Annotated in this window: 31 protein-coding genes; 10 read left to right on the top strand and 21 right to left on the bottom strand. The window is 55.8% G+C overall.

The genetic code is table 11. From position 1 onward, the window contains the following. Positions 1 to 26 precede the first annotated feature (26 nt). From QI197_08040 to QI197_08010, 7 genes are read right to left on the bottom strand one after another with little or no spacing between them, the layout of a single operon-like run. The gene (locus QI197_08040) at positions 27 to 356 is read right to left on the bottom strand and encodes a NifB/NifX family molybdenum-iron cluster-binding protein (protein ID MDK2373309.1); all 330 of its coding nucleotides are present in this window, start codon (positions 354 to 356) and stop codon (positions 27 to 29) included. Positions 357 to 370: 14 nt separating this feature from the next. Further along, entirely contained in the window at positions 371 to 1,339 is a 969-nt protein-coding gene (locus QI197_08035; GenBank protein MDK2373308.1) for an ATP-binding protein, read from the bottom strand. 3 nt (positions 1,340 to 1,342) lie between these two features. Continuing rightward, positions 1,343 to 2,209 (bottom strand): ATP-binding protein, encoded by an 867-nt coding sequence (locus QI197_08030; protein MDK2373307.1) that lies wholly within the window; start codon positions 2,207 to 2,209, stop codon positions 1,343 to 1,345. Then, complete coding sequence (locus QI197_08025; GenBank protein ID MDK2373306.1) at positions 2,206 to 2,592, bottom strand: Panacea domain-containing protein; 387 nt, start codon at positions 2,590 to 2,592, stop codon at positions 2,206 to 2,208. Before QI197_08025 ends, QI197_08030 begins: the two co-directional genes overlap by 4 nt. Further along, complete coding sequence (locus QI197_08020) at positions 2,585 to 2,974, bottom strand: iron-sulfur cluster assembly protein (protein MDK2373305.1); 390 nt, start codon at positions 2,972 to 2,974, stop codon at positions 2,585 to 2,587. The genes QI197_08025 and QI197_08020 overlap by 8 nt, the downstream gene beginning before the upstream one ends. A 32-nt stretch (positions 2,975 to 3,006) precedes the next feature. After that, the gene (locus QI197_08015; protein MDK2373304.1) at positions 3,007 to 4,353 is read right to left on the bottom strand and encodes an ATP-binding protein; all 1,347 of its coding nucleotides are present in this window, start codon (positions 4,351 to 4,353) and stop codon (positions 3,007 to 3,009) included. Between the two features lie 39 nt (positions 4,354 to 4,392). Then, positions 4,393 to 5,253 (bottom strand): PfkB family carbohydrate kinase, encoded by an 861-nt coding sequence (locus QI197_08010; GenBank protein MDK2373303.1) that lies wholly within the window; start codon positions 5,251 to 5,253, stop codon positions 4,393 to 4,395. 87 nt (positions 5,254 to 5,340) lie between these two features. On the opposite strand from QI197_08010, the gene QI197_08005 reads away from it, so the two are divergent. Next, positions 5,341 to 7,233 (top strand): DNA methyltransferase, encoded by a 1,893-nt coding sequence (locus QI197_08005; GenBank protein MDK2373302.1) that lies wholly within the window; start codon positions 5,341 to 5,343, stop codon positions 7,231 to 7,233. A 7-nt stretch (positions 7,234 to 7,240) separates the two neighbouring features. Here the strand turns inward: QI197_08005 and tsaA are convergent, their stop codons facing one another. Then, entirely contained in the window at positions 7,241 to 7,732 is a 492-nt protein-coding gene (tsaA, locus tag QI197_08000; protein MDK2373301.1) for a tRNA (N6-threonylcarbamoyladenosine(37)-N6)-methyltransferase TrmO, read from the bottom strand. A 133-nt stretch (positions 7,733 to 7,865) separates the two neighbouring features. Here tsaA and acnA point away from each other — a divergent pair, with 133 nt between their 5' ends. Both acnA and QI197_07990 read left to right on the top strand, forming a co-directional pair. Further along, a complete protein-coding gene (gene acnA, locus QI197_07995; GenBank protein ID MDK2373300.1) occupies positions 7,866 to 10,580 on the top strand; it encodes an aconitate hydratase AcnA in 2,715 nt (904 codons plus the stop codon). A 250-nt stretch (positions 10,581 to 10,830) separates the two neighbouring features. Beyond that, positions 10,831 to 11,511, top strand: a complete 681-nt coding sequence (locus tag QI197_07990) for a hypothetical protein (protein ID MDK2373299.1) — start codon at positions 10,831 to 10,833, stop codon at positions 11,509 to 11,511. Between the two features lie 53 nt (positions 11,512 to 11,564). On the opposite strand, the gene QI197_07985 is transcribed toward QI197_07990, so the two are convergent. From QI197_07985 to QI197_07960, 6 genes are all read right to left on the bottom strand, one after another. Continuing rightward, on the bottom strand, positions 11,565 to 12,329 hold the full coding sequence (locus tag QI197_07985) for a creatininase family protein (protein ID MDK2373298.1): 765 nt from the start codon (positions 12,327 to 12,329) through the stop codon (positions 11,565 to 11,567). A gap of 83 nt (positions 12,330 to 12,412) precedes the next feature. Further along, entirely contained in the window at positions 12,413 to 13,417 is a 1,005-nt protein-coding gene (locus QI197_07980) for a branched-chain amino acid ABC transporter permease (GenBank protein ID MDK2373297.1), read from the bottom strand. Next, positions 13,414 to 14,307, bottom strand: coding sequence for a branched-chain amino acid ABC transporter permease (locus tag QI197_07975; GenBank protein ID MDK2373296.1), 894 nt, complete (start codon positions 14,305 to 14,307; stop codon positions 13,414 to 13,416). The genes QI197_07980 and QI197_07975 overlap by 4 nt, the downstream gene beginning before the upstream one ends. A 4-nt stretch (positions 14,308 to 14,311) precedes the next feature. Further along, the gene (locus tag QI197_07970) at positions 14,312 to 15,022 is read right to left on the bottom strand and encodes an ABC transporter ATP-binding protein (GenBank protein ID MDK2373295.1); all 711 of its coding nucleotides are present in this window, start codon (positions 15,020 to 15,022) and stop codon (positions 14,312 to 14,314) included. Further along, positions 15,023 to 15,784, bottom strand: coding sequence for an ABC transporter ATP-binding protein (locus QI197_07965; GenBank protein MDK2373294.1), 762 nt, complete (start codon positions 15,782 to 15,784; stop codon positions 15,023 to 15,025). Positions 15,785 to 15,817: 33 nt separating this feature from the next. After that, entirely contained in the window at positions 15,818 to 17,035 is a 1,218-nt protein-coding gene (locus QI197_07960; protein MDK2373293.1) for an ABC transporter substrate-binding protein, read from the bottom strand. Between the two features lie 283 nt (positions 17,036 to 17,318). On the opposite strand from QI197_07960, the gene QI197_07955 reads away from it, so the two are divergent. Further along, positions 17,319 to 18,266: an isoaspartyl peptidase/L-asparaginase gene (locus tag QI197_07955; protein ID MDK2373292.1), complete on the top strand. Its 948-nt coding sequence runs from the start codon at positions 17,319 to 17,321 to the stop codon at positions 18,264 to 18,266. Between the two features lie 95 nt (positions 18,267 to 18,361). Here QI197_07955 and xth read toward each other — a convergent pair whose 3' ends face one another. After that, entirely contained in the window at positions 18,362 to 19,135 is a 774-nt protein-coding gene (gene xth / locus QI197_07950; GenBank protein MDK2373291.1) for an exodeoxyribonuclease III, read from the bottom strand. 101 nt (positions 19,136 to 19,236) lie between these two features. On the opposite strand from xth, the gene QI197_07945 reads away from it, so the two are divergent. Both QI197_07945 and QI197_07940 read left to right on the top strand, forming a co-directional pair. Then, on the top strand, positions 19,237 to 19,701 hold the full coding sequence (locus tag QI197_07945; protein ID MDK2373290.1) for a DUF973 family protein: 465 nt from the start codon (positions 19,237 to 19,239) through the stop codon (positions 19,699 to 19,701). A gap of 62 nt (positions 19,702 to 19,763) precedes the next feature. Beyond that, positions 19,764 to 19,964 (top strand): hypothetical protein, encoded by a 201-nt coding sequence (locus QI197_07940; GenBank protein ID MDK2373289.1) that lies wholly within the window; start codon positions 19,764 to 19,766, stop codon positions 19,962 to 19,964. Between the two features lie 45 nt (positions 19,965 to 20,009). Here QI197_07940 and QI197_07935 read toward each other — a convergent pair whose 3' ends face one another. Then, complete coding sequence (locus QI197_07935; GenBank protein ID MDK2373288.1) at positions 20,010 to 20,471, bottom strand: NifB/NifX family molybdenum-iron cluster-binding protein; 462 nt, start codon at positions 20,469 to 20,471, stop codon at positions 20,010 to 20,012. Further along, the gene (locus QI197_07930) at positions 20,468 to 20,896 is read right to left on the bottom strand and encodes a hypothetical protein (protein MDK2373287.1); all 429 of its coding nucleotides are present in this window, start codon (positions 20,894 to 20,896) and stop codon (positions 20,468 to 20,470) included. The genes QI197_07935 and QI197_07930 overlap by 4 nt, the downstream gene beginning before the upstream one ends. 68 nt (positions 20,897 to 20,964) lie before the next feature. Here QI197_07930 and QI197_07925 point away from each other — a divergent pair, with 68 nt between their 5' ends. Together QI197_07925 and QI197_07920 are read left to right on the top strand one after the other, a co-directional pair. Continuing rightward, positions 20,965 to 21,330, top strand: coding sequence for a PadR family transcriptional regulator (locus QI197_07925; GenBank protein MDK2373286.1), 366 nt, complete (start codon positions 20,965 to 20,967; stop codon positions 21,328 to 21,330). A gap of 21 nt (positions 21,331 to 21,351) precedes the next feature. Then, entirely contained in the window at positions 21,352 to 21,636 is a 285-nt protein-coding gene (locus tag QI197_07920; GenBank protein ID MDK2373285.1) for an acylphosphatase, read from the top strand. Between the two features lie 28 nt (positions 21,637 to 21,664). Here QI197_07920 and QI197_07915 read toward each other — a convergent pair whose 3' ends face one another. Next, positions 21,665 to 22,342: a hypothetical protein gene (locus QI197_07915; GenBank protein ID MDK2373284.1), complete on the bottom strand. Its 678-nt coding sequence runs from the start codon at positions 22,340 to 22,342 to the stop codon at positions 21,665 to 21,667. 268 nt (positions 22,343 to 22,610) lie between these two features. Here QI197_07915 and QI197_07910 point away from each other — a divergent pair, with 268 nt between their 5' ends. Both QI197_07910 and QI197_07905 read left to right on the top strand, forming a co-directional pair. After that, positions 22,611 to 23,555, top strand: coding sequence for a M48 family metalloprotease (locus QI197_07910; protein ID MDK2373283.1), 945 nt, complete (start codon positions 22,611 to 22,613; stop codon positions 23,553 to 23,555). 44 nt (positions 23,556 to 23,599) lie between these two features. Beyond that, the gene (locus tag QI197_07905) at positions 23,600 to 23,977 is read left to right on the top strand and encodes a NifB/NifX family molybdenum-iron cluster-binding protein (GenBank protein MDK2373282.1); all 378 of its coding nucleotides are present in this window, start codon (positions 23,600 to 23,602) and stop codon (positions 23,975 to 23,977) included. On the opposite strand, the gene QI197_07900 is transcribed toward QI197_07905, so the two are convergent. The 3 genes from QI197_07900 to QI197_07890 all read right to left on the bottom strand — a co-directional run. Further along, on the bottom strand, positions 23,978 to 25,306 hold the full coding sequence (locus QI197_07900) for an FAD-dependent oxidoreductase (GenBank protein MDK2373281.1): 1,329 nt from the start codon (positions 25,304 to 25,306) through the stop codon (positions 23,978 to 23,980). Positions 25,307 to 25,372: 66 nt separating this feature from the next. Next, positions 25,373 to 25,618, bottom strand: coding sequence for a hypothetical protein (locus QI197_07895; GenBank protein ID MDK2373280.1), 246 nt, complete (start codon positions 25,616 to 25,618; stop codon positions 25,373 to 25,375). 58 nt (positions 25,619 to 25,676) lie between these two features. Beyond that, the coding region (locus tag QI197_07890; protein ID MDK2373279.1) for a hypothetical protein at positions 25,677 to 26,045 on the bottom strand (369 nt) is incomplete at its 5' end.

Raw genomic sequence — 26,045 nt, 5'->3', positions numbered from 1 at the left:
GAGGGGAGGGGAGAGGAGAAAAACTTTCAGAGCTGATTCTTCAACCTGTTAAGGGCCTCCTCAACAGTTATACCGCTCATCCCCACGTGCCTTACCCCCATCTCCTCCAGCGCGGTCATGGCATTCGGTCCGAAGGAGCCAGCCACTGCCACGTTCACCCTCTCGTTTATCAGCTTCTGCACGGCCTTTATCCCCGCGCCGCTCCGCGCCTCGGATCCGGGGTTCACCTCGACCCTGTAGCTCTTCACCTCCCCTCCCTCGTAATCCACTATAACGAAGTAGCGGGCTCTACCGAACCTGCTACTCACCACAGAATTCAGGCCGTTGTTCTCCTCTGTAGCGAACGCTATCCTCATCGAATCACCTCCCGTCAGAAGCCTTCCGGCTTTATAATGATGGGCCTATATGGCTCGGGCTTCTTGGGCCTGAACCTCATGAACCAGGAGGACCACTCGTCCAAGATGGCCTCCACCCTCCTAGCAACGTCAAGCAAGGCCTTGGAGGCCGGGCTATCGGGGAACGCTTCGGTGACCGGGACCATCATGGCCATGCTTTTCGGTATGCTGTCGTCGAAGGGTATCTTGCCCAACATATCGAGGTTGTTCTCCCTCGCGTAGGCCTCTATCTCCGCCGCTAGATCGGGGTTCATGTCCCACTTGTTTATCACCACCGCAGCGGGTTGCATGAAGTGCTTTGTGAGCTTGTGGACCCTCTTCAGGGCGTTGAAGCTCGCCGGGGTAGGTTCCGCCACGAGAATGGCCATGTTGGCCCCTGCGAGGCTGGACACGACTTGACACCCGATGCCCGCTGCGGAGTCAACCACTATTACAGTATCATCGTCGGCCATCTCCTTGGCCTTCGTCTTCTCCTCTGTGACGAGCTTGCCTGAGTTTGGCCTCCCGGGATCCAGCCTCGCCGATATTAAAGGAAACCCGTACCTTGTTCGGGTCATTCTCAGCATCCCGGAGAGCGTCTCCTCCCTAACTATCGCCCCTTTAACGGGACAGACGAGGGAGCAGGTCTCACATCCCTCACAAATTACAGGATTCACCATGTAGTTTCCCTCCTCGTCCACGTATATGGCCTTGTAAGGACAGACGGCCCTGCACTCGCCGCATTTTATGCACTTCTCCGTCACTATCCTCGCCACCATGGACTCGCTATATGGTTGCTCCCACTCCCACTCCTCGCCCAAACCGAGTATTAGGTGCATGTTCGGGGCATCGGCGTCGGCATCCACCGCTATCACCTTCCTCCTCCTCGCCAGCGTGATCGCTATCGTGGCCGACACCGTTGACTTACCCACCCCTCCCTTACCACTGGCTATGGCCATCTCCAACATTCAGATCACCCCCTCGATCATAGACGCCAGCTCCCTGAACACCTGAGCTTCCTCCGAGTCGGGATGAAGGAGGACTATGGGCTCTCCCCTGACATAGGACTCGACTATTCTCTTAGAATACGGTATTCTAGCCACTATCTCCGACCCGTAGCGCCTCACCACCTCCTCGTGCCTCTCCTCCGATCCCAAGCCAGACCTGTTCATCACTACCCACGTCTCTATTCCCATCTTCTGGGTCAACCTGAGTATCAGCTCCAAGTCGTGAAGTCCAAGGGGAGTGGGCTCCGTCACTGCTATAACCAAGCGAGAGCCGTCCATGGCCGTGGCTACCGAGTTGCTCGTGCCAGCCGATGTATCCACCATGTAGAGGTCCGCGGGCAAGGAGAAGGCCCTCTCCCTCGCAGCTAGAACGGCGGGAGGCGTGTGCTCCTCTCCCTCCCTGAGCACCCCCGTCACCAAGTCGAACTTGCTTCCTCTCTCCACCACCGTGTGGTAGGTGTACCCGATGGTCCTCTCGCCCTCGACTATCGCCCTCGTGGGGCAGACGAAATAGCAGGCCCTGCATCCGCTGCACAACCTAGGAATTACGTAGGGGAGGCCATCGGGGCTTATCAGCATGGCTCCGGTGTCGCAAACGCGTCCGCACTCGCCGCATTTTATGCAATCATCGTACCTTATGAAGGGGAGCATTATGTTCACCGGCCTCTCCCCCTCCAAGCTCACCCCCAGCAGGATGTGGTCGTTGGGGTCCTCCACGTCCAAGTCGGCCATCACCAGCTTCCTTCCCTCGGCCAGCAGTATGGCCAAGTTGACGGCGACCGTCGACTTCCCCGTGCCTCCCTTACCGCCTGACACAGAGACGATCATGGTGATCCCTCCCTGTACCTCGGATCGGAGAGCACGCGCCTGTTGAGCTCCCTATCATCTAGGTCCTTGACCTCGGATATGACCTCCTCAAGTATCTCCCTGTCCTCCTCCGATATCTCAGGCTCGCTGCATGTGTACTCTAGGCACTTCCTCTCCTCTCTCTTGATCACGCACCCCTCATCCTGTAGCTCTTCCATTATGCCCGTGAGCTCCTCCACGTAGAACCCGAACTCCTCCTTCACGTAGGTTAGATTAGTGAGCCTCTTGTTCCTCCTCTCCATTGAAAGCCAGTCGGCCAGTAAGAGTATTCTGGAGATCCTGAAGGGGTGAACGCAGCCGAGCCGGCTCATCACGTAAGCCACATATTCCCGGTTCCTACCCAACCTGACCACCCCTCTGTCTCTTCAACCACTCTCCGACGAAATCGTAACCGTAAATCTCCTCTAGCTTCTTCCTACCCTCCTCATTGACCTTGTCGGGCGTCCAGAAGGGCTCCCATACTAGGTTGACCTTCACCTCCCTGTCGGGCAGTCTCTCCATGATCGCCGCCTCCGCCATGTTCAGCACCATCTCAGCGACGGGACAGCCGGGAGAGGTGAGGGTCATGTCCACCGTCACGTTACCCTCATCGTCAACCTCTACCCGATAAACCAGCCCTAAGTCGTAGACGTTAACCGGTATTTCGGGGTCATAAACCGTTTTGAGAGCCTCTATGACCCTTCTCCTGATTTCCTCCTTCTCCTCGCCGGAGAGCCCCGTCCCCATCACCTTAGTTATATCTAAAAAAGTTAAATTTCTTAAAGTTTAGGAGGGCTCAGCAGCTCCCTCAAGGAGATGAGCTTTACACCACTCTCGGGCCTTCCCTCGAATCTCCTGGCTACTATCACGTAAAGGTCCGCTCTGATTCCCACTATCGAGGTCAGCCTTCTCATCCTTCGGACCTCATTCCTCACCTTGGCCGTTCCCCACTTGCACTCAACCATCACGGTTTTCGCGCCCCTCATAATCAGATCCAGATCCCCCTCTCCGCCCCACCACTTCCCAACCCTCCTGGCGCTGAATCGGCGTGGGAGCACCTCTCTGCATATCTCTTCCATCGTGAGACCCATGAAGTTGTCGTAATCGGCCTCGACCTCCCTCCTCAGCTCGCTTCCGAGGCCGGATTCTATCATCCACTTGTTGGGCTGGATGTACCTGAAGTAGAACCTCATGTAGGGGTCCCTTATCCTGTACCTCTTCCTCCTACTCTTGGGGCCTGAGCCGTAGGGCCTCTCCCCCGCCACCACATCCAACCTCTCCAAGACGCTGAGGTACTTGGACACGAGCCCCCTGTCCAGTCCCGTCAGGTTGCACACTTCCCCCAGTCTAGTAGCACCCCTAGCCAGAGCCTCCAAGATGCTCTTGTAGTTCGAAGGGTCCCTCAGCTCCCCCCTTAGCAGGAAGTCAGCTTCCTCGTACAGGAACCCTCCCTTGCTCAGGGCTAGCCTCTCCACATTATCCCAGAAGGGGAGGTTGGGATCGAACAGGTTGAGGTAGTGGGGGACCCCACCGGTCACCCCATAGGTCCTCGCCAGATCTTCCTCCTTATAGGGAAGGAATTCCCCTAGGTATTCAGGGCTGATTGGTCCCAGCTTCCATTGACCCGTTCTCCTGCCGTAAAGGGGAGACTTGGAGCTGAGGACCTCGTCCTCCATCACGGAGACGGATGAACCCGTGAGTATGAGCATCACATCTTCCCTAGAGAGGTAGAGGTCCCACACCCTCTGGAGTATGGAGGGAAATGCCGGATTTACCCTCACCAAGTTCGGGAATTCGTCTATGGCTATTATGAGCCTCCTTTCACCCCCCCACCTGTCCAAGAGGGCGACGAACAGGTCCTCCCAGTCCCTGAATTCTGCTCTCCTGAAGGTCTCGTCCTGCAGCAGGACCTCGGCGGACCTCTTGAACCTCTTCAGCTGGGAAAGTCCCGACTCCAAGTCAGCCAAGTAGTAGATGTGGGGCTTGTCCCTCAGGAACCTCAGGACCAGCTCGGTCTTTCCTATCCTCCTCCTTCCGTAGATAACCAACAGCTGGGGTACTGGGGATCTGTAGGCCCTTTCAAGGAACTCCAGCTCCTTCTCCCTGTTTACGAACCTAGCGATCATAATTATACTCTAAAGTATACTACTTTAAAGTTTACTAGCTCAGAGCCATGATACCTCGACCTTGGGCATGAGTGACTCCACTTCCTCCCGAGCTACTGGGACGGGCCCCCTTCTCCTTGTCGAGGCGGCAGCCGCCGCCACGGAGAACCTGGCAGCATCCTCCAAGGAATAGCCTCTCCACAGCGCTATCCCCAACGCGGCGGTGAAGACATCCCCGGCACCGACGTCGTCTAGGGACTCTACCTCCGGAGCCCTAGCCATCACGAACCCCTCAGGCGATGATATCACTGCCCCCCTCCTCCCCAAGGTGACCGAGGACATCCAGAACATCGAGGAGAGGCGCTCCGCCGCGTTCATTGGATTATCCTCTCCCGTGATGGCCCTCGCCTCTTGGAGGTTAGCGTGCACCACCAGATCGAGGCCCTCGAACTCCCCAGCTAGCGTGCCATCGAGCCCAAAACCGTCATCGAATGTCCTTATCACGCCCTGCAGGTCCAGCAATACTAGGGATCCCGAGTTGATCGCCGCGTATGCCACTTCCCTGCTCACCTCCCTAGCCACCGGAGCCAGATGGATAACGCCCGCCTCGACTCCCTCCAGATCTGAGGGGGCGATTGGGTCGCACCTGTACGCGAGCCCTGAGACCTCGCTGCTCTCCTTTAGCCTGATGACGAACCTCGTCGTCCTCTCGCATGACCTCCTCACGCCACTCAGGTCCACTCCCGCCTCCCTGAGGGGACGGAGCAGCTCGTCGGTCAGGTCGGTACCGACCCTAGAAACAACCTTGGCTACAAGTCCCAAGCCAGCGGCGAAGGCTGATCCGTAGGAAACACCTCCACCTAGTCTAACGAGCCCGTCTAGCTCGTCCACGGTGATGTGACCTACAGCTACGTAGTCCATCGGAATCTGGCGAGGGTGGAGCTAATTACTGTTACTCTGCGACGAGAGCCGAATCACACTTTTAGGGATGACCCTCGACTCCCCGATGTGAAAAACCTCCTGCTCCACGGGGATGTGTACGCTGCCCTGAAGAAGGTTCCTCCGGAATCCGTGAAACTGGCCGTGACGTCCCCGCCATACTGGAAACAGCGGGACTACGGTTTCGAGGGACAGATAGGTCAGGAGAGGACCCCCGAGGATTACATAGGGAGATTGGTCGCGATATTCGATCTGTTGAGGGATAAACTTACTCCCGACGGGGTGTTCTTCCTCAACGTTGGGGACAAGTACCTCCCGAAGTACGGTAAATCCCACCTCCTCCAGATACCCTACAGGCTGGCTGGGGAGATGGTAAGGAGGGGGTGGTACCTCCAAGACATCATCATCTGGTACAAGATCAACCACATGCCTTCCCCAGCCAGGGACAGGTTCACGAACACCTACGAGCCCGTGCTCGTGCTCTCCAAGTCTGGGAACAGCGCGTACAGGGGTGGCAGCTCGGTGATCAAGGTCAGGCTGGAGCAGACGCCTTGGAAGCATACGGCCATCTTCCCTGGAGGATTGGTGAGGGAGCTGATCAGGAGGGTGAGGTTGGGGGAAGGTGACGTTGTCCTAGACCCTTTCGCCGGTACCGGGACTGTAGCTGCCGTTCTAGAGGGAATGGGTATAGAAGCCAAGTGGATCATGATAGAGAGGGGAGAGGAGTTCGTCGAGATCATCAGGCATAGGGTAGGGGAAAGGAACTTCGAGGAGGTGCGAGTTGGCGAGGAGAGCTACCGATGGGAGCCCGCTGGAAACGTGGACCTCCCGGCTGTGGATCCAGTGGTGCTGAGGAGCGATCCTAGAGGAGAGATTCACGTAGCCTCCAACAGCTCCGATTTCGCCTCAGTACTCAGGGGCATGACCACCGAGGAGTTCCTGTCTAGCCACAGGGAGGACGCTCTCTTCCTCCTAGGGATTAGGAAGTGGGAATTGGGAGATCTCTGCCTTCCATCTGCGATGCTAAAGTACGGGTACGTCCTCCGGAACATGGTAGTCGTCTCTCAAGGTGGGAAGTGGTTTCCAATCTTCGTGATGGCTAGGGACACCAAGAGGATCAGCTACAGGTTCAACTTGGATGCCCTTAGAGCCCCTCCCAAGACCGAGGAGAGGTACAGGGCGGACCCCATAGGGATGGAGGTCAGTGATTCGGTATCCAAGGTCAGGAGGAGGGGAACCATTGCTAAGGTGTTGAGCAGATACGAGGACGGTTTCGTCAGGGAGGTTGAGGTCGAGTGGTCGGACGGATCCCTCACGAAGGAGTTCGTCCTGCACCCCAGATCCGAGGCTAGGGTTGAGCTGAGGTGTCCTCTGTGCGGCGCACCCTTGGAGTTCGACCCTCTCAACGGCAGGTGTCCCAACTGCGGCTCCCAGCTATGGACGAGCGTAGAAACGTTGCCTGAGCTAGAGGTTGAGGTGACCCCTCCAACATCTCCAGTCAGGCTGGTCAGGGGGGCGAACGGATCCGTGAACAGCAAGTTCTCCGGGCTGGAGAGGATCAACTGGGGAGCATCTCCCGGGGCAAGAAAGATCGTCATAGGCGACTATTTCGTTAGGGGGAGGCTCTTCAAGGTGGATCAGCCGATAGCAGCCCTATACCTGAACGTCCTGAGGAGGGAGAGAGGGCTGAGGGTTAGGGATGTGGTGGATGCCTTCTCCTCCTCCTACAGGCACACCGTCGGCCACTGGTTCAGGAGGGACTTCGGGGGATCTCTACCCCTCATGGAGGATCTGGAAGCTCTGAGGAGGCTGCTCGGTCCCCACGAGATATTCGACGTGCTGGGGAGAACCTGTCTCAGGTACTCGACCGTGAGACCCCATCCCAAGGGGAGGAATCCCGGTGACTACTTGGAGATGAGTGAGGGGGAGGCTGTAGAGTATTTGGGAAGGCTCTTCAGGTAGCTTCGCATCACACCTCCCTACCCGTTCTCCTCCTCAGCTCCTCGTACCATTCAGGGTAACTGGGCCTTTCCACCAGTCTTGAGATCGTATAAGGCTTTATGTCAAGTACAGGTGTTCCATCGAAGGCATCCAGCCCCGAGACTAGGAGCCTGTGACCCTCAATACCCTCTAACCTCACCACGTGAAGGCCTATGGGATTGGGCCTGTGGGGGGAATCGGACGCGAACACCCCGACCTCCGGCAGCTCTTCTAGGGATAGTCCGAATCTCATCAGCCTCCTTGGCCTGACCACGAGCACCTTCCTCTGCTCCTCCGAGACCCTGTGTAAGCAGGTGATGAGTATCAAGTGGGAGAATCCCTCCACACCTTTGAGGCCCTCAGAGAACTCGGAGAAAACCTCAACATACCCTCTAACCCCCTCATAGCTGGACTTGACCTCCTCTTCGCTGGCGTCGGTCCTGATGACGCCTATAGGCCTGAAGCGGCAGGGATCGGACATGGAGCCATCCTCCGATGGTACGGAGTACAGCAGGATTTTACCCTATCTGGTGTCATACATTTTTAGGAGTAAGGTCCACCCTCTAGAGGTGGTCGATTTGGCGGACATCAACCCCTCCGATCTTGTCGATTACATGGATGTCAACTCGGAGAAGGCCAAGTTCTGGAGCCTCCGCCACTTGGAGGAGGAGGGGCTGGTCGAGGTCAGCAGGCTCCCGTACAGCATAAGGATACTGCTGGAGAACGTCCTGAGGAATTACGATGGGCATGTGGTCAGGGGGGAGGATGTCGAGAAGGTCGCCCTGTGGGAGGAGAAGCAGGGCAAGACCGAAATCCCGTTCATGCCCGCCAGGATAGTCATGCAGGACTTCACCGGGGTGCCGGCTGTCGTCGACCTCGCAGCCATGAGAGATGCAATGAGGGAGCTGGGAGGGGATCCCAAGAAGGTCAATCCCCTGATACCGGCCGACTTGATAATCGATCACAGTGTGCAGGTGGACTTCTTCGGGACCCTATACGCCCTAGCCAGGAACATGGAGCTTGAGTTCGAGAGGAATAAGGAGAGGTACAACCTGCTGAAGTGGGCCCAGAAGGCCTTCTCGAACTTCAGGGTCGTGCCCCCTGGGAGGGGGATAATTCATCAAGTGAACCTCGAGTACCTAGCTAAGGTCGTTCACCTCAGGGAGTTCGAGGGCAAGCCCACCCTCTACCCAGACTCCGTCTTGGGAACTGACAGCCATACAACCATGATCAATGGATTAGGCGTCATGGGGTGGGGGGTCGGTGGCATAGAGGCCGAGGCGGCGATGCTTGGGCAGCCCTATTACATGGTCCTCCCCGAGGTAATAGGGGTCAAGCTGGTAGGGGAGCTGCCGGAAGGGGCGACTCCAACGGATCTGGTCCTCACGATCACCGAGATCCTCAGGAAGAAGGGTGTGGTGGGCAAGTTCGTGGAGTACTTCGGTCCTGGAGTTGAGAAGCTCAGTATCCCCGACAGGGCGACCATAGCGAACATGAGCCCAGAGTACGGGGCCACGATGGGGTTCTTCCCGGTCGACGAGGCCACACTCGACTTCCTCCTGCGTACCGGGAGGGATCCCTCGCACGTGGAACTGGTGGAGAGATACACAAAGGTGAATATGTTGTTCAGGGAGCCCGGAGCTCCCGAGCCCGTGTACAGCGATGTAGTTGAGGTGGATATGAGTCAGGTTGAGCCGAGTATATCGGGACCGAGCCATCCGGAGGACAGGATACCGCTCAAGGAGGCGAAGGAGAGGTTCCTGAAGATACTGAAAGCGTACTTAGAGGCCTTGGGTTATCATGTAGAGACGGAGGAACATGCCGCCTACGCCTCGGAGGGAGGACCCAGTCCATCAGGCGAATCAGCAGCAGAGGGAGTACCCATCACCTTGGAGGGGGAAGAGGTCCTCCTGAAGCACGGGAGCGTCATCATCGCGGCGATAACCAGCTGCACCAACACCAGCAACCCCACCGTGATGCTCGGCGCCGGCCTGCTCGCGAAGAAGGCGGTGGAGAGGGGGCTGAGGACCAAGCCATGGGTGAAGACCAGCTTGGCGCCTGGTAGCAGGGTGGTAACCGACTACCTCAGGCAGACGGGCCTGCTCCCCTACCTAGAGGCCCTGAGGTTCCACGTCGTGGGTTACGGATGCACCACCTGCATAGGGAACAGCGGTCCCCTCCGCCCCGAGGTGGAGAGAGCCGTAAGGGAACACGACCTGTACGCCGTCTCAGTGCTTAGTGGGAACAGGAACTTCAGCGGGAGGATCCACCCACTCTCGAGGGGTAACTTCCTGGCGAGCCCGCCCCTCGTAGTCGCTTACGCCATAGCTGGCAGGATGGACGTGGACCTCACTAGGGAGCCCCTAGCCTACGACCCCAACGGACAGCCGGTCTACCTCAAAGACATATGGCCCACTCAGGAGGAACTGAAGGACGCCGTGGAGCGCGCCTTAGATCCTGAACTCTTCAGGGAGAAGTACAGGGATGTCTTCAAGGGGGACGAGAGGTGGGAGTCCCTCCAAGCCCCCAGCGGTGACCTCTATTCTTGGGATCCGAGGAGCACCTACATAAAGAAGCCCCCGTTCTTCGAGGGAATGGGCTTGGAGCCCCCTGAGCCGAAAGACTTAAGGGGAGCTAGAGTTCTGGCCCTGTTCGGTGACAGGGTTACCACGGACCACATAAGCCCTGCTGGCGCAATACCAGTCGAGAGCCCCGCTGGTAAGTACCTGATCGAGCATGGAGTTAAGCCGGAGGAGTTCAACACATTCGGCAGCAGGAGGGGCAATCACGAGGTCATGAACCGTGGGTGCTTCAGCAATGTCAGGATAAGGAACCTGCTGGTGGAAGAGGAAGGGGGAAAGACCGTCTACTGGCCCACGGGAGAGAAGATGTGGATATACGATGCGGCCATGAAGTACGGGGAGCAGGGCACGCCCCTCATAGTCATAGCGGGGAAGCAGTATGGAACAGGGAGCAGCAGGGACTGGGCGGCCAAGTGCACCGCCCTGCTCGGGGTGAAGGCGGTCATAGCCGAGAGCTTCGAGAGGATCCACAGGAGCAACTTGGTGGGGATGGGCGTTCTGCCGCTCCAGTTCATGGAGGGCGAGAGCTGGCGCAGCCTCGGGTTGAAAGGAGACGAGGTCTACGACATACTGGGGATAGAGGAGGGGCTGGAGCCCGGGAAGGTGCTGACCGTGAGGGCCACCAAGCCGGATGGAAGCGTGGTGGAGTTCAAGGTGAGGGCGAGGCTCGACACCCATGTGGAGGTGGAATACTACAAGCATGGCGGCATACTGCAGTACGTCCTGAGGAGGATGCTGAAGTCATGAGGGTCGATTCTGTGCATCTCCTTCTCTTCTCTCACCAACTTCTTTTCTTTCCTTTTCCACTCGAGGTTGCGGTGCTTGCGTGGAAGCCTCCTTAGTAGGGGGGGAAGTGAACTAATGTGTCCTACTTTTACCTTTTATGGGCATATAACTTAACTTTTTAAGTTGTAACACCGTTTTATTTTTCATGATGATAGAGGAGAACGTTTCTGAATTGAATGACAGGAATGGTGGGAGTCCCTTGGTAAAGGGGATGAGAGCCGTGAGAGTGGGTGCCCTTCTCGGCTCGATAGCGTGGGCCTCGGAGCTGGCAGATGGTATCCTCCTCACCTTCATTCTCATGTCCTTCGTTCACACCTCCCCAACCACACCCACTTGGCTGGAAGACCTTGTAGGTCCGCTTACGGGGCTAATAGGAGCAACTATACTTGTGCTCATTATCATAGCACTCCTCAACTTCTACAAAGGAGCTTCACATTTCAGGAGATTCGATCCCAGCCTAGATGTGGGCAGGATAGGGGTTCTCCTCATAATCGGCGGCGTGCTAGTATCGCTCCTAGGTAGCTGGATCGCGATAATGGCAACGAGTGCGGCCGATGGAAGCGGGCAAGAAAGTGTGCCCCCGGCTCTAACGCTGTCTATGAAAGGAGTAGCAATTGCGGGATCTGGGTTAATGATCGTGGGCAGCCTCCTCTTCGCGATCATGATGTTAAGGCTCTCTAGGGAGGGGCTGGGTCGGGGATTCGGGATTGGCGGCCTTCTCTACTTGGCTAGGGAGGTTCTCAGGACCCTCACCACATTGGGTCTGATGGTGATCCTGTCGGCTGATGTTATCTCCTTCCTAGGGGGAATACTAGGATTTACCTCCATGCTTCTGATATATCGGACAGCGGGAATTTCCTTAAGGGGCTTCATTCCGAGGGAGCCCCCTTAGAGATGGTCAAACCCGTGATGAGGTAAAAAAAGAGAAGGTGATAGGTGTTGTAATCAGTACTGCCTGTACTCCCAGTTCTTGGCGTCCATCTCTTCTATGAACTTCACGAGAAAGTCCACGATAGCGTTTAGCATCTTCTCCCCCTTCTCCTTGGTTGCCTTGGTGGGATCGCCAGTCGCACCGTACGGTGTGAGCTCGTCGAAGGTCCAGACTATCTTTATGTGCTCAGGAAGCTTCGGAACCACGCCCTTCGCGGCTTCCATGTCCACCAGCTCTGGAGCTATGGCCAAGTTTATGGAGGTCTCCCCCTCTCCAGCGTGTCCAAGCCCCTCCCACACCTCGAAGGTATCGGGAGGTAGGAGTTTGCCAGCAGTCACCCACCAAGCATCGAGAACCGCGATTTTTGCGTCCTTATGCTGTACCTTGAACTGCCTAGCAGCTATCTCTATGGGCTCGATGTTACCGTCGTGCCCGTTGATGACGAGGAACTTCCTGATCCCGTGCTTGTAAAGGCTCTCGAACACATCCCTGAGAACCGCTACGACGGTCTCAGGCTTGAGAGACACGGCTATCGGGAACATGGCGTAATGTTCGCTCATCCCGTAGGGAAGGGGAGGGACTACAAAGGCCCCCTTTACTCTCTTAGCCACCTCCTCAGCTATTTTTGTGGAGACTATAGTGTCTGAGCCGAATGGAAGGTGATCCCCGTGGTTCTCGCAGCTACCAACCGGGATCAGGGCTTTGTCATAATTACCTTCCCTGAACTTCTTCCCGTTCAGGAAAAGGAGGTTCACATCCTTGTCGAGGATTATCCCCATGGATATCACCTAATGTGATCTAGATACCTAATGAGAATAGTATAATCTTTGCCATTCGACCATCAGAATAAATGGGAAAAAGTTTAAGATCGCTTTGACCCCTCACCGGCCTTAAGCCATCTCCTGACCAAAGCAGGCAGCTCTTCCTCCAAAATACCTCTGGGTTTGTATATCATAATGGCAACTAACAGGGCTGAGAAGATCAATTCGACGAGGCCGTAAAGGCCCGTGGACTCCTCCACGGGCCTCAATACCTGCATGAGAACGGTGAAGAGGACCGCACCAAGCCATGCTCCCGATATTGTGTACATGCCACCGACAATGAGCATTATTATGATGTTGAAGGTAAGGACGAAGGAGAAGGCCCTGGGATCTATCAAAGTGATCAAATGAGCGTAGAGACCGCCAGCGACCCCGGCAAAAAAGGCTCCTATCACGAAGGCCACCAGCCTGTATCTGAATGTGTCTATGCCTAGGCTCTGGGCGGCAATGCTGTCCTCCCTGATGGCTATCATCGCTCTACCGTGGTAAGAGTCGACTATCCTCCACGTCACGTAGATGGTGAGGCCCAGCCAGAGGTAGATCCACCAGATGTTGGTGTACTCGGGAATGCCGCTTATCCCCAATGCTCCCCTCGTTATGGGCTCCAAGTTCAGGAGGAGGGAGTAAACGACCGCCATAAAACCTAGGGTTGCGACGGCCAAGTAGTGCCCCCTCAGCCTGAGGACGGGGAAGCCTATAACGAAAGCTATCGCCGCAGCCAAGAGCCCTCCAACTATGAGAGCTGCTGGATAGGGCAGATAAGCTCCTTTCAGTATCTCAGGAAGCTCAGGAAAGTAACTGGGCCTCTTCTCTAGAGGGAAGGTCAGTAGAGAGGCCGTGTATGCCCCGACGGCCATGAAGCCCACATGGCCCAGGCTGAACACGTCGGTGAAGCCATTGGTCAGCCCCAAGCTCACGGTGAGGATCGCGTATATCCCCATGAGCTCTATCAGATACTTGTGGTAGCCGGAGGCGAAACTGTCGATCAGCAGCAGGAAGGCGGCGCCGATCAAGGCAGTTAGCAGTACCCTCTTGGCATCCCTCATACTCGCTCCACCTCCCTGCCGAAGAGGCCGTAGGGCCTGATCAGGAGTATTATTATGAGGATCAGGAATGAGATGCCATCCCTGAGCCCGGAATACTCGGGCGGAAGGAGGCCCACCGAGTATATCTCCGCGTAGCCCAGGATGTAGCCCCCCAGCACGGAACCCGTCAGGCTGCCTATGCCCCCGACGACGGCAGCTATGAAGGCCTTCACACCGGGCATGAAGCCCGTGGTGGGATCGACTTGGCCGTACATGCCTCCCCACAGGAAGCCGGTCAGCGCAGCGACCATTGAGGCGAGGGCGAAAGCGATCATTATGATGCGGTTAGCGTCGATGCCCATGAGTACGCTCGCCTCCAAGTCATCGGCAGTGGCCCTCATGGCTATGCCCACCTTCGTCTTGGTGAAGAAGAGGACTAGGGCGGCGAACAGGACGAGCGTGGAGGCTATGGTGAAGATCTCTATGACCCTCACGGAGAAGTCCCCATACCTGTAAACCCCCTTCAGGAACTCGGGCAATGGGAACACCCTGGGCTGCGGGGTTGCGATGATCCTCACGAGGTTCTCCAAGAATATGTAGACCCCAAGCGAGGTGATCAGCATGGATAGCTCCGGTCCTCCCCTCAGGGGCCTGTAGGCGAAGAAATCTATCGCCACGCCCAAGACGGCCCCCAGCGCCATCGAAAGGGGCAGGGAGGTTATTGGATCTAGCCCCATGGTCAAGAACATGATGTAGAAGTAGGCGCCGACCATCAGCATTGCTCCGTGGGCGAAGTTGATGAGCCTGAGGATCCCGTATATTATGCTCATGCCTATCGCGAGTAGTGCGTACATGCTCCCGAGGACGAAGCTCCCTATGAACAGATCCAGAATGTAGGTTGCGCTGACCATGGCATCACCCCAGATATGCTTTCACCATGTCCATGGAGAGGACCTCCTCGGGCTCTCCGCTCGCGATTATCCTGCCGGTCTGGATCACGTAGATGTAGTGCGAGTGGTCGAGCGCCTTCTTGACGTGTTGCTCCACCACGAGCACAGTCGTTCCCTCCTCATTTATCTTGGAGATCGCGTCGTAGAGAACATCCACCACTCGGGGAGCCAATCCCAGTGATGGTTCGTCCAGCAACAGGAGTTTGGGATTGCTCATCAGTCCCCTAGCTATGGCAAGCATCTGCTGCTCCCCTCCACTCAGGGAGCCGGCTATCTGGTTCCTCCTCTCCTTCAGGATGGGGAAGAGCTGGTAGACGAACTCCAGCCTGTCCCCGAAGTCCTTAACGGTGTATCCTCCAGCCACAAGGTTCTCGTAGACCGTGAGCCTGTGGAATATCTTCCTGCCCTCCGGGACTAGAGAGATGCCCTTCCTCACCCTCCTGTGGGGCGGCACCTTGGTTATCTCTTGGCCATCGAAGGAGATGCTGCCTCCCGTAACTTTCCCCCCTACCAGAGTTATGGTGCCGGATATGGCTCGGAGGGTCGTTGTCTTGCCGGCTCCGTTGCTCCCGAGCAGGCTCACGACCTGACCCTTTCTCACCTGAAAGCTTATCCCCTGAACAGCTACTAGAGGACCGTAGCTAACGAACAAATCCTTGATATCCAAGAGAGTCATTCAGGTCCCTCCCAGATACACTTCTATTACCTTGGGGTCACTGACCACCTCGTCGTAGGTCCCCTCGGCGATTATCCTCCCGTGATCGAGCACTTGCACCCAGCTGCAGAGTCCCTGAATCACCTTCATTCTGTGCTCGACGATGAGGACCGTGAGGTCGAAGCTCTCCTTTATCTCTCTCACCTTGGATATGAGCCCCTCGGCCTCCTTAGGATTCATCCCGGCGGTGGGCTCGTCCAGCAGCAGGAGTTTAGGCTTGGTGAGGAGGCTCCTCCCTATTTCTAGAAGCCGCTGTATCCCGTAGGGGAGCTCCCCTGCGAGCCTATCAGCATACTCATTGATCCCGAGCTCCCTCATGATCTCGTGGACCTCGCGCCCTCCAACCTCCTCCTCTCGGGCGTATCTGGAGCTCATGAACACGGTGTCCAGCAGGGAGTAGGAGAAGGACTTGTGCCTCCCTATCAGGAGGTTCTCCATGACCGTGAGCCTCCTGAATATGCGCAGGTTCTGGAAAGTTCTGGCTATGCCAAGTTCTGACACCCTGTTGGGTGGCAGGCCTGTTATGTCCCTACCCCCGAACCTGACCGAGCCCCCGTCCGGCCTGATGTAGCCCGTTATGAGGTTGAACACCGTGGTCTTCCCGGCGCCGTTGGGACCTATCAGGCCGTAAATCTCCCCCTTCGGAAGATCTAACCGATAATCGTCCACGGCCAAGAGTCCACCGAACCTCTTGGTCAGTCCCCTGACTTCCAAGAGGGACAAGAAATCACCCTGTAAAAAAGTGGGTTGAGGGGTTTAAGGTATCGGGTTCAGGGCCAGCTCGGCCGGAGGCATGTACTCGGGTGTAAGCTGCTCCAAGGTCACGAACTTTCCGTTCTTGACCTGAAGGACGGATACAGCCTTCTGGGGCACGTGGCTCTGTGGAGAATAGGTTATGGTTCCAGTGACGGCGGGGAAGCCCTTTATCTGCTCCAACGCATTCTTTATCGCTGTTGGATCGGTGCTTCCGGCCTTCTTTATGGCCTCTGCCAGCAGCATCATCGCGTCGTAGCCGAGGGCAGCGAAGGCGTTCTCAGGCTTCCTACCGTACTCCTTCTGGTAGGCCTCTATGAACTTCTTCACCCTGTCGTTGGGCGGCACGTCTAGCGAGACGTGGGTCGCGAATATGGTTCCTTCAGCGGCCTTCCCGGCCACCTTCACCATCTCAGGCGTGTCGAAACCGTCCTCACCCAGAATGGGCAGATCTATTCCCGCATCCCTTATCTGCTTTATGATGAGGCCCACGTTACCCGGCGTGGCGCCTATGTAGATCGCATCGATCTTCTCGGACTTCATCTTGTCCTTCAACCTAGCTATCTGAGCGGAGTAGTCCTTGTCGTTGGTGTGGAAGGTGTCTATGTAGACTATCGAGTTGGGATCCCCGGTGTAATGCTTGAATGCGTCCACGAAGTACGTGCAGACGGCTCTGCTGAAGTCCATCTCCACATCGACCCAGACAACGACCTTCTTGTAGCCTAGCTTCTTCACCGCGTACTCAGCCACGGCGGCCGCCTGAGCGTTGTCTCCAAATGCAGCTAGGAACATGTAGTTGCCCACCCACTGTGGGAGGAGCGGGTGAGTAGCTCCGCTGGTTATGAAAGGTATCTTGTTAGCCTGAGCTATCTCCCCTGCTATTCTGGCGAAGTTGGTGTCTCCGTAACCTATCATGGCGACGACCCCTTCCTGCACCAGCCTCTTGGCGGCTGCGGCCGTTTCGGTCTGGTCTGACTTAGTATCTATCAGGATGAGCTTTATCTTCTTCCCGTTGATCCCGCCAGCCTCGTTTATCTGTTTGACCGCCAGCTTCACTCCGTTGGCGGCCGGAGCGTCTATGGATCCCATGAAGCCTCCTATGTTGTAGAGGGCCCCGACCTTGATCTCCTGAGCGCCAGCACCGCCCTGCAGGGCGAAGTAGGCAGCAACTACGATCACGATCACCACTACTATTCCTATCACTAGGTTCTTCGTATTCATCCCATGACACCTCTCTCGGGCCCCTTGAGGCCTCATTTTCTTTGAAGCAACTAAAATATAAGCTCTATCGGAAAAGAAACTTATTCGGATTCCAGAAGTCGGCAGAGAGATCTCTTCTCGTGTCTGTGCAGGTAGAATTGCATAGAAACTGCGTTGTTCTATGATCAATTTAATGAAATATCTATAAGAATTCTATGTCAATATTCGCATGAATTAATAAGGAAAATTTTTGATTAGGCAGATTATTTATAAGATCTTATGGATTGATGACCTAGGTGGAAAAGTGGAGCAGCTCCTTTCTCTCAGGACAGACGAGCCTTTCAGGGTCGTCGTCCATGGTGGAGCTGGTAGAATACCTGAGGACAAGGCTCCTCTATATGCAGAGGGTGTCAAGAAAGCAGTGAATATCGGATTGGAGGTCTTGAGGGGCGGGGGAAGCGCTCTGGACGCGGTCGTCGAGGCCGTGGCGTACATGGAGGATGATCCCACCTTCAACGCAGGCAAGGGGTCCGTCCTTAATAGCGAGGGGTTCATTGAGATGGACGCCATTGTGATCGACGGTTCCTCCCTTTCAATGGGTGCCGTGGCAGCTGTGAGGAGGGTGAAGAATCCGGTCAGGTTGGCCAGAGTCGTGATGGAGAGGACGGATCACAACATGTTCGCGAGCGAGTGGGCGGACAGGCTGGCCGAGGTCATGGGGCTCGAGCTGGCCGATCCCTCATACTTCCTCACAGAGAGGCGTAAGAGGGAGTGGGAGGAGATGAGGACAGGAAGGGTGAATCCCTCCAAGGAATTCATGTACTCGACAGTTGGAGCTGTCGCAATAGATGAAGGTGGGAACTTAGCTGCAGCCACTTCCACAGGAGGCACGCCCCTGAAGATGCCCGGGAGAGTGGGCGACACCCCTTTGGTTGGTAGCGGCGCATACGCTGACAACACGCTTGGAGGGGCTAGCGCGACTGGACTGGGGGAGTCCATAATGAGGGTAGTCCTGTCGAAGACAGCGCTGGACCTCGTCTCCCAAGCCTTGGATCCAGCCAGCGCTGCCAAGAGGGCCATCGAGATCATGGAGAAGAGGGTCGGGGGAGGGGCCGGTCTAATACTCATAGATTCTCGAGGAAACGTGGGGCTGGCGTACAATACCCCGGCCATGTCCTTCGCCTTCAACGAAGGCAGTAAGGTAGTTTACGGGGTAGGCGTGGCGGGGAGGAGGATGGCGCCCCTGATCTGATCTACCCCTTTGAGTTAAATCGAATAAAGTTGGAATCACTGATTTCAGGTCAGATCAGAGTCAGCTCAGCGCCTAGCTTGGATCTGTAGGCAGAATCAGATCTCGAACTCAGCTACCAGTATCGTGTGATCTGAGGGCTTCTCCGCTAGCCTGGGCTTCATGTCGATGTAACTGTCCACCGACCTGTCGGCCAACGGCTTCGTGGCCATGATGTGATCGACCCTCCATCCGAGCTTCCTCTCTATCGCCTTGGGAACCCTGTAATCGTAGAAGGTGTACTGGTGAGGCTCGTCAGGGTGGTGCTTCCTGAACACATCCACGAAGCCCCATTCCACCACTTCCTTGAAAGCCTTCCTCGCCTCTATGTGGAAGTCCACGTGGTTCTTCAGTCTCTTTGGGTTATGCACATCTATCTCCTCAGGGGCGACATTCATATCGCCGCACCAGAGGATCATCCAGTTGGGATCGTACTCCTCCTCGAAGAGCCTCCTCAGGTCCCTGAGCCACTGGAGCTTGTACTGGTAGCGCGGGCTGTCTATCTTGTAACCCTGAGGCACGTACGTGTTTATGACGTGTATTCCCCTGTAGATTCCCCTGACCAGTCTGTCTGGATCCCTGCCGAATAGACCGAATCTAACGTCCTCCAGCTCCTCCTTGGAAGCGATGGCCACCCCGTTATATCTGCCGGTTCCATGGAAGACCACCCTGTATCCTATGTCCTCGAAGGCCTTCACGGGAAACTTGGTGTCGTCTACCTTGGTTTCCTGCATGCAGAGCAGGTCGGGTTCGTTTTCCTCCAGCCACGGTACGATGATATGCAGCCTAGACCTTATGGAGTTGACGTTATAGGTGGCCACCTTAAGTCTCATGGTATCACCGAGGCTCCCCGTTGAATGAAAACCATAAACATGCCTCCCAGATATAGGGGGCAACGGATAAATGTATTGTCCGTACTACGAACGGGGTGTTTATGTCGTTCGATTATCCTGTCGACAAGTCCCTAGTTGATGGGTTATCCAACCTCAAGACTGGGGCTCTATTCAGTCTCATTGCGTATGCGCTATCGTTCGTAGTCATGCTAATAGCCATGTCCATGATGCCCGGTCTCATGATCCCGGGAATGGCCGGTCCTAGGGTGTTTCCAGTGAGGAGCATGACTGCGCTCCTAGGCGTGCTGACCCTGATAGTGGTTGCGGGAATTGCAGTCTTGGTCCTGGCGGTCTTAGCCTTCTACAAGTTCTACAAGGCTACCGGTCACCTGAAGGAATACGATCCATCCAAGCTTGGCATAGGCAGGACTGGAATACTCATTTCCCTTGCAGGCCTAGGAGTGATAATAACCGGTGTACTGGTCCTCATAGCTTTGTTGGCGGGAGCCGGAGCATCAATGGGGCCTCAGGCTCTAGGGGGTATGGAACTATTTTTGCGCTGGTAGGCCTGATCATAATTGCCGCCGTGTTAATAATCATAGGGAGCATTCTCTTCGGGATAATGATCATGAGACTCGCTGAGGTGAAGGGCTTGGATCCCGGTTTCAAGTGGGCTGGAATTTTGTACATAGCTGGAGTCATCTTGGGATTGATCCCCAATTTGGGAATAGTGGGAACAATTCTGGGGGTAGTGGCCACTATTCTGATCTACACGTACAGTAAGAACAGCCTAGAGGCTCTCAAGAGTGGTGCTATGGGTAAGGAGTAGGGTGGAGGTTTAAGCTGAGGGGCTCTCGGAAAAGAGGAGTTAAGGTCAGGATCTGCTGAGTGCCTCCTCTATCTCCTTTAATCTCTTTTCGATCCACTTCTTTCTTTCCTTCAGCCACCTGATTTCCTCTTCCTTGCTTGAAAAGGGATATGCCGGTGGCGCTGGCGGAGGGAGCTGGGGTTGAGAGGTCAAGAATTCCAAGGCCTCCTCCACGGTGACTCCCGCTGGGACCGGTATCCATCTGATCCCGGCACTGGTCAGGGTCACGGCCGCGTTGGGTCCTACATCGCTGGCTAGCACGATACTGACTCCCTTTTCTTGCAAGAAGTTGGCTAGTGCTGGCCCAGCGCCCCCGGGAAGCTGGGCGTAAGGATTGCTCTCAACCTTTACCTCTCTCACTCCCTCCTCAACCTTCTCCACTATGGCTATGTAGGGGGCTCTCCCAAAGAGGAAGGAGACCCTAGAACCCAGCCCCTCCGGGGTATCCACCGGGATAGCTATTTTCAATGCCCACCACCTTCCAGTTCCTTGAGTCTTCTCTCGATCTCCTGGAGCTCCCGCCTCAGGTACTCCCTCTCCCTCTCCAGCTGCTCCCTCTCACTGACGGGAGCGGTGACGGATTGCTGTGTCGCAGTGATTGGATAGGTCCACGGCCAAGCTGGGAACGGTATCCCGGATCCGAAGATCTGCCAAGCGTGGACCACCTGGCCGCTGGGTGATAGGTAGAACGCCCACGGTCCAATACCGCTCCTGCAGGGACCGATGTACGTGTATCCTCTAGAGGCAGCGGCGGAAATGACCTGAGGGGCCACCCACCAAACCCATCCTCTGCCCCATCCGAAGCCGCCCCTCCTCCATCCCCATCCTCTGCCCCATCCCCTCCTCCATCCCCAGCCAGGGCCCCACCATCCGTAACCATACCACCACGCCATATATATCACCACCATAGATAACACAGTAACCTATAAAAATGTAACCTTCTAGGGCCCCCAGAGAGGGGATGAGAAAGAGATGGAGGAGGGGCTTGGGTGCGGGAGGCCCAAGCCTAGGCATATCGGGACTCTATCCCCTGCTGGTGCTTCTCATGATACGCAGGGGGTACCATCATGGATACGAGATGAAGAGGAAGATAGAGGAGATAATTGGCATTCCCATGCCCCCCGGATTCATCTATGTAACCCTAGGTAGGTTAGAAGCTTCAGGTCTAGTTATTTCCACCTCCATGCCCTCTGATCCTAGGGGGAAGAAGATCTACAGACTGACGCCTGCTGGCGAGCAGTTTTTGGCCGCTGGGATGGCCGAACTGAGGGGATTGAAGGTCCTAATAGATAGGATAGTTGGGTTCTACGAGGGTAAGGAATTTTAGAAACACCTCCCTAACCCTTTGATGCCCGGCCAGATGGCTAGAGCTCACCTCCGTATATACGGGAGGGTTCAGGGAGTCTTCTTCAGGTCGACCATGAGGGATGTTGCTAGGGAGCTAGGAGTCAGGGGATGGGTAAGGAACCTACCGGATGGAAGTGTCGAGGCCGTTGTTGAGGGGGAGAGGGAAAAAGTGGAGAGGATAGTTGAGTGGGCCCGTCAAGGCCCGCCCCTAGCGAGAGTGCGGAGGGTGGAGGTGCGATGGGAGGATTACAGGGGAGAATTCGATGATTTTAGGATAGTGAGATGATTAAATAAAGGGGTGGGTGAAGAGGTCCTCACTTCTTCTTCTGGTACTCCTCGTACTTCTCCTCTGCGTACCTCTTCACGATGTCCTTGAGACCCCACCCAACTGCAACGCCGATCCCAACCGCTGAACCTATCGCCGCGCCGAGCACTAAGTATCTGACTATCTCCTCCAGCAGAGTCACATCTATCATCATCTGCCTCAGACCTATGAGCAGCACCACGAAGTAGATCATGAACTTGAAGAGGTTCCCTATTATCTCAGCCCACTCAACACCCTGCTTCTTGCTCACATCTATGATGAGGTCTCCGAGAAAGTCACCAGCCACGAGCCCTACTATTATGATAGCTATTCCAGCGGCTAGATTGGGCAGGTATCCCTGGATCCAGGCCACTATCTTAGTTAGCGAGGTGATCCCCAAGGTATCGGAGGCGGCGGCGATTGCTAGCAGATAGACGAACCACCTAGCGATTACGTCGAATATCGTGGCTATGCTGACGTGGGTCCTCTCCTCTATGGCCTTACCCACGGAGGTGGATTTTATGACATCGTCAACCCCTATCTTATCGAGGACGTAGCTAACTGCCTTTCCGAAGGCCCTCCCAGCGGCCCACCCGATCACCAAGATCACTATAGCACCTAGCAGCTTGGGAGTCATCTCGACAATGTACCTGATCAGCTCGGCGAGGTAAACTTGGAGCACCTGCATTCATATCACCCCGATCCTTAGATATTTCCTATATTAAAATTTATTTAGGGAGATCGTAAGACCCATAATATGCGACGTTCGATCCCTTAATTATCATAATACTTTTGATAATGTACGTATTTATTCTTTATTATCAAGATACTCCGAAAAAAGGAAGTGAATCGTTAGGAAAGGAGGTCTCCTCACGAGATCTCTAACGTCAAACTTTGCTTAGTCCGGCTTGTGCAGACTTATTAAGCCAATTATCCTCCAATTGGAGGGGAAATATATGAGCGTAAGAAGGAGTGTACCCCTTCTTGGACTTAGAGTGGACATGATGCTGACCCTATCGCTCATAATAGCTATCTCAGGATTCGTTTTCATCTATCTACTGGGTCCCAGTGTCGGTCTGGTTGGGGGAGTAGTGCTGGCATTGCTGTTCAACTTCTTCATGTGGCTCATATCCCCTTACCTAATAAAGGCCATGTACAGGCTTAGACCCGTGAGTAGAGGCGAGATGCCTTGGCTGTACTCCACGGTGGAGATGCTCGCAGCGAGGAGCGGTTTGAGGAGGATGCCTCAAGTATTCATCGCGCCAACCGAGGTGCCTAACGCCTTCGCCTTTGGAAGCCCGATCTTCGGCTACGGCGTGGCCGTTACGGAGGGGCTCCTCAGGATACTGGATGAGGAGGAGATAGAGGCAGTGCTGGGCCACGAGATAGGACACATAAAGCATGGAGACATGCATGTGATGATGATCGCCACCGCCCTGCCTGCGATATTCCTGCAGATCGGCAGGTGGTTCATCTGGGGGTCGATGTTCGGGTATGGAGGTTCGAGGGACAGGGACAACGCCGGATCCCTCTACCTCTTGGGGGTAGCGCTCACCGTGATCGGATGGCTCCTGTACCTCCTAGCCCTGAGGCTCAGCAGGCTGAGGGAGTTCTACGCCGATGCACACTCGGCGCTCACCGTCGAGAGGGGCGCCGAGAAGCTCCAGCGCGCCTTGGTGAAGATAGCCAAGAACACCGACCCAAGGCTGGGTGCCCAGCTGGCCAGCGCTAAAGCGCTCATGATAACTGATCCCACTCAAAGGGAGCTTGACGAGGACCTCAGATCGATCATGGAGAGGGAGGAGAGCTTCTTCGAGAGGATAATGTCCCTGTTCTCCACTCACCCGAGGCTGAAGGAGAGGCTGATGAAGCTGGAGGAGCTCAAGGGGATCTCTGGCTGATACCCCCTTATATTTTGGGATCGGCATTATAGGCGGGTGAGGGGTTGGAGAAGATAGCGGTTCCCGCGAAGGGTCCTGAGGGATTGGACGCAATAGCCTTTGGACAGCCCTCCTACGCACCATTCTTCACGATAGTGACGGTGGAGGACTCCGAGATAAAGAAAGTCGAGGTGATAAGGAACCCGGCCTCGGGACTCCTCACTTACAGGGGGCCCAGCTTGGCGTCATGGCTCAAGCACATGGGGGTGACGGTCCTCATCTCTATATCCCTTCCAGAGGATGTGCTCAGGAGCCTCACCTCTTGGGGGATAAGGGCCGTGTTCGCCACGGGCAGGACGGTCAGGGAGATACTCGATGCCTACCTCTCCGGGACTTATAGGCCTCCCAGAGGTGAAAAATCGGGCGAGGAGGGGCTGGTCTGATCACAGCACCGGATCTATTTTTCTCCCCGCCACGACAATCGGGTCCCACACTGGGGCGAGCGGTGGAGCGTAACCCACATCAGTGAATATGAGATCCCTGCTCTTAGGCTTATACGGGAGGAGAGTGGCAGCTACGTTCACCCTCGCCAACGCCCCTTTACCTATGGCTTGGACGCCCATAACTGTACCATCCTCGCTCACCACGAGCTTCACCCACAGGTAATCTGATCCCGGCATGTAGTGGGCCTTGTTCCTGCCCTTTATCATCACTCCCTTCACATCGAAGCCCTTCTCCTTGGCCTCCCTCTCGGTGAAACCCGTGCCTGCTACCTCTATTCCGAATACCTCAGCCGTCCAAGTCCTCACCGCCCCTGGAAAATCAGTCTCCTTTCCAGCAGCGTTGGAGCCAGCAACCAGACCCATCTTGTTGGCTATCTGGGCGAAAGGCATCCAGTCAGGCCTCCCTGTTACCCTGTTCACCGCCTCGACATTGTCGCCAGCTGCATAAACATCCCGCAAGTTGGTCCTCATCTTGGAGTCCACCTTGATGGCCCCGGTCTCACCCACTTCAGCTCCCGCCTCCTTGAGCAGGTCGACATTGGGCTCCACACCCGCGAAGACGAGCACCAAATCGACGTTCATGGAGGAGTCTCCCGCCTCAACTTTCAGGGCCTCTCCTGTCCGCCCTACCTCCCTCACGGGGGTACCGAAGTGGAATTTGACTTCAGCAGAGGAGAGAAGCTCCTTCATTACCTCCCCCATGTCCTCATCCAGTCCCTTCGGCAGGGGCCATCCGAAGTACTCGAAGACGTGAACCTCCTTTCCCAGCCTCGCTATGTTCTCCGCGAACTCCATGCCGTTTAGCCCGGCCCCTATAATCGCCACTCTCCTCGACTTGAGGACCCTCCTCCTTATCTCTTCCCCCTCATCCAGATGGTGGGCCGAGAGAACACCTTCATTGTCTAGACCCGGTATGGGGGGCAACTTGGATCTGGCACCCGTGGCGACGATCAGGACGTCGTATTCCAGTTCCCTCACTTCACCCCCCTTCCTGTAAACCACCTTCTTCTCAGACGGGAGGATTCTCTCGGCAACGGCCTCCAATTCCAGATCTATCCTCCTCTTCTCGACGAAGAAGCTCGGAGGGTAGTACATTAGATCGTCCAGCGATTTTATGACCCCGCCGACGTAGTAAGGTATGCCGCAGAGGGCGAAGCTCACGTACTTGGTCTTCTCTATGACTATTATCTCGCTCTCGGGCCTGTGCTTCCTGATCCTGCTGGCCGCGGCCATGCCAGCGGGGCCGCCACCTATGACAACTGCCCTCATCCTGTCACCGCGCCTCGATGAGGGTCAGTGATTTTAACGTACCCGTCGTTTGAGGCCCGGATCATATCAGCCGCTCTCGAAGAGGACGAACTTCAGCCTCCTTCCCCTGAGCTTGACCAGCCCGATTGAGTATCCCACGGATTCCAGCGTGGATAGCAGTCTAGAGACCTCGATCCCCCTATTCAGCCTTATCAGGACCTCTAAGCAGTCTGAAGGACCAGTCCCCGGTAGGAAGGCGTCAGACTCCTTTAACCGGAGGACCTCGCCGAATGGATTCAAGAGCGAGATCACATCATCCATTCGTATGGCCATCGCTGCTAACCACGGTGGTGAGAGATAAGCTGAGAGGGAAGGATGTATTGCGCACTTATTAAAGCCTCTGGAGCTCCTCTCTTGCCAGTTCGACCATTCTGGAGGCCGATCGGATCTTTGCCCTAGCGATCAAGGTGTCCCCCATCTTCAAAGATTCTCTGGCCTCCTCCAAGTTCTTCAGGGCGATCTCATACCTTGCCTTGGCTTTGGAGACGTCCTTTCCCTCTGCCTCCAACAGGAGGATCTCATCGCCCACAGATACGGCATCTGCATACACATTCTCAAGTTCGTCCTCTAGGGACTCAACCTCCACCTCCCCTTTCCTCCTTTTTTCCTCCTCCTGCCTCCTCATCTCGAGGAGTTCAAGCTCCACATTCCTGATGCATTCTGCGAGAAGACGTGAGAAGTCGGTGGCTTCATCCATAGC

It is taken from the genome of Thermoproteota archaeon (assembly GCA_030130125.1).
Taxonomy (GTDB): domain Archaea; phylum Korarchaeota; class Korarchaeia; order Korarchaeales; family Korarchaeaceae; genus Korarchaeum.
Note: the sequence above shows the minus strand (reverse complement) of the source record. Positions and strands in the feature narration are given on the sequence as shown.

What these genes read in the sequence shown, in the direction of transcription:
- QI197_08030 (MDK2373307.1), bottom strand. Translation starts at nt 2,209, where the DNA reads ATGATCGTCTCTGTGTCAGGCGGTAAGGGAGGCACGGGGAAGTCGACG.
- QI197_08010 (MDK2373303.1), bottom strand. Translation starts at nt 5,253, where the DNA reads ATGGACTACGTAGCTGTAGGTCACATCACCGTGGACGAGCTAGACGGG.
- QI197_07925 (MDK2373286.1), top strand. Translation starts at nt 20,965, where the DNA reads ATGAGAAAGAGATGGAGGAGGGGCTTGGGTGCGGGAGGCCCAAGCCTA.
- QI197_07940 (MDK2373289.1), top strand. Translation starts at nt 19,764, where the DNA reads ATGAGACTCGCTGAGGTGAAGGGCTTGGATCCCGGTTTCAAGTGGGCT.
- tsaA (MDK2373301.1), bottom strand. Translation starts at nt 7,732, where the DNA reads ATGTCCGATCCCTGCCGCTTCAGGCCTATAGGCGTCATCAGGACCGAC.
- QI197_07910 (MDK2373283.1), top strand. Translation starts at nt 22,611, where the DNA reads ATGAGCGTAAGAAGGAGTGTACCCCTTCTTGGACTTAGAGTGGACATG.
- QI197_07895 (MDK2373280.1), bottom strand. Translation starts at nt 25,618, where the DNA reads ATGGCCATACGAATGGATGATGTGATCTCGCTCTTGAATCCATTCGGC.
- QI197_07990 (MDK2373299.1), top strand. Translation starts at nt 10,831, where the DNA reads ATGAGAGCCGTGAGAGTGGGTGCCCTTCTCGGCTCGATAGCGTGGGCC.
- acnA (MDK2373300.1), top strand. Translation starts at nt 7,866, where the DNA reads ATGGATGTCAACTCGGAGAAGGCCAAGTTCTGGAGCCTCCGCCACTTG.
- QI197_07915 (MDK2373284.1), bottom strand. Translation starts at nt 22,342, where the DNA reads ATGCAGGTGCTCCAAGTTTACCTCGCCGAGCTGATCAGGTACATTGTC.
- QI197_07930 (MDK2373287.1), bottom strand. Translation starts at nt 20,896, where the DNA reads ATGGCGTGGTGGTATGGTTACGGATGGTGGGGCCCTGGCTGGGGATGG.
- QI197_08015 (MDK2373304.1), bottom strand. Translation starts at nt 4,353, where the DNA reads ATGATCGCTAGGTTCGTAAACAGGGAGAAGGAGCTGGAGTTCCTTGAA.
- QI197_07960 (MDK2373293.1), bottom strand. Translation starts at nt 17,035, where the DNA reads ATGAATACGAAGAACCTAGTGATAGGAATAGTAGTGGTGATCGTGATC.
- QI197_07975 (MDK2373296.1), bottom strand. Translation starts at nt 14,307, where the DNA reads ATGGTCAGCGCAACCTACATTCTGGATCTGTTCATAGGGAGCTTCGTC.
- QI197_08040 (MDK2373309.1), bottom strand. Translation starts at nt 356, where the DNA reads ATGAGGATAGCGTTCGCTACAGAGGAGAACAACGGCCTGAATTCTGTG.
- QI197_07945 (MDK2373290.1), top strand. Translation starts at nt 19,237, where the DNA reads ATGTCGTTCGATTATCCTGTCGACAAGTCCCTAGTTGATGGGTTATCC.
- QI197_07900 (MDK2373281.1), bottom strand. Translation starts at nt 25,306, where the DNA reads ATGAGGGCAGTTGTCATAGGTGGCGGCCCCGCTGGCATGGCCGCGGCC.
- QI197_07920 (MDK2373285.1), top strand. Translation starts at nt 21,352, where the DNA reads ATGCCCGGCCAGATGGCTAGAGCTCACCTCCGTATATACGGGAGGGTT.
- QI197_07985 (MDK2373298.1), bottom strand. Translation starts at nt 12,329, where the DNA reads ATGGGGATAATCCTCGACAAGGATGTGAACCTCCTTTTCCTGAACGGG.
- QI197_08020 (MDK2373305.1), bottom strand. Translation starts at nt 2,974, where the DNA reads ATGGGGACGGGGCTCTCCGGCGAGGAGAAGGAGGAAATCAGGAGAAGG.
- QI197_07970 (MDK2373295.1), bottom strand. Translation starts at nt 15,022, where the DNA reads ATGACTCTCTTGGATATCAAGGATTTGTTCGTTAGCTACGGTCCTCTA.
- QI197_07980 (MDK2373297.1), bottom strand. Translation starts at nt 13,417, where the DNA reads ATGAGGGATGCCAAGAGGGTACTGCTAACTGCCTTGATCGGCGCCGCC.
- xth (MDK2373291.1), bottom strand. Translation starts at nt 19,135, where the DNA reads ATGAGACTTAAGGTGGCCACCTATAACGTCAACTCCATAAGGTCTAGG.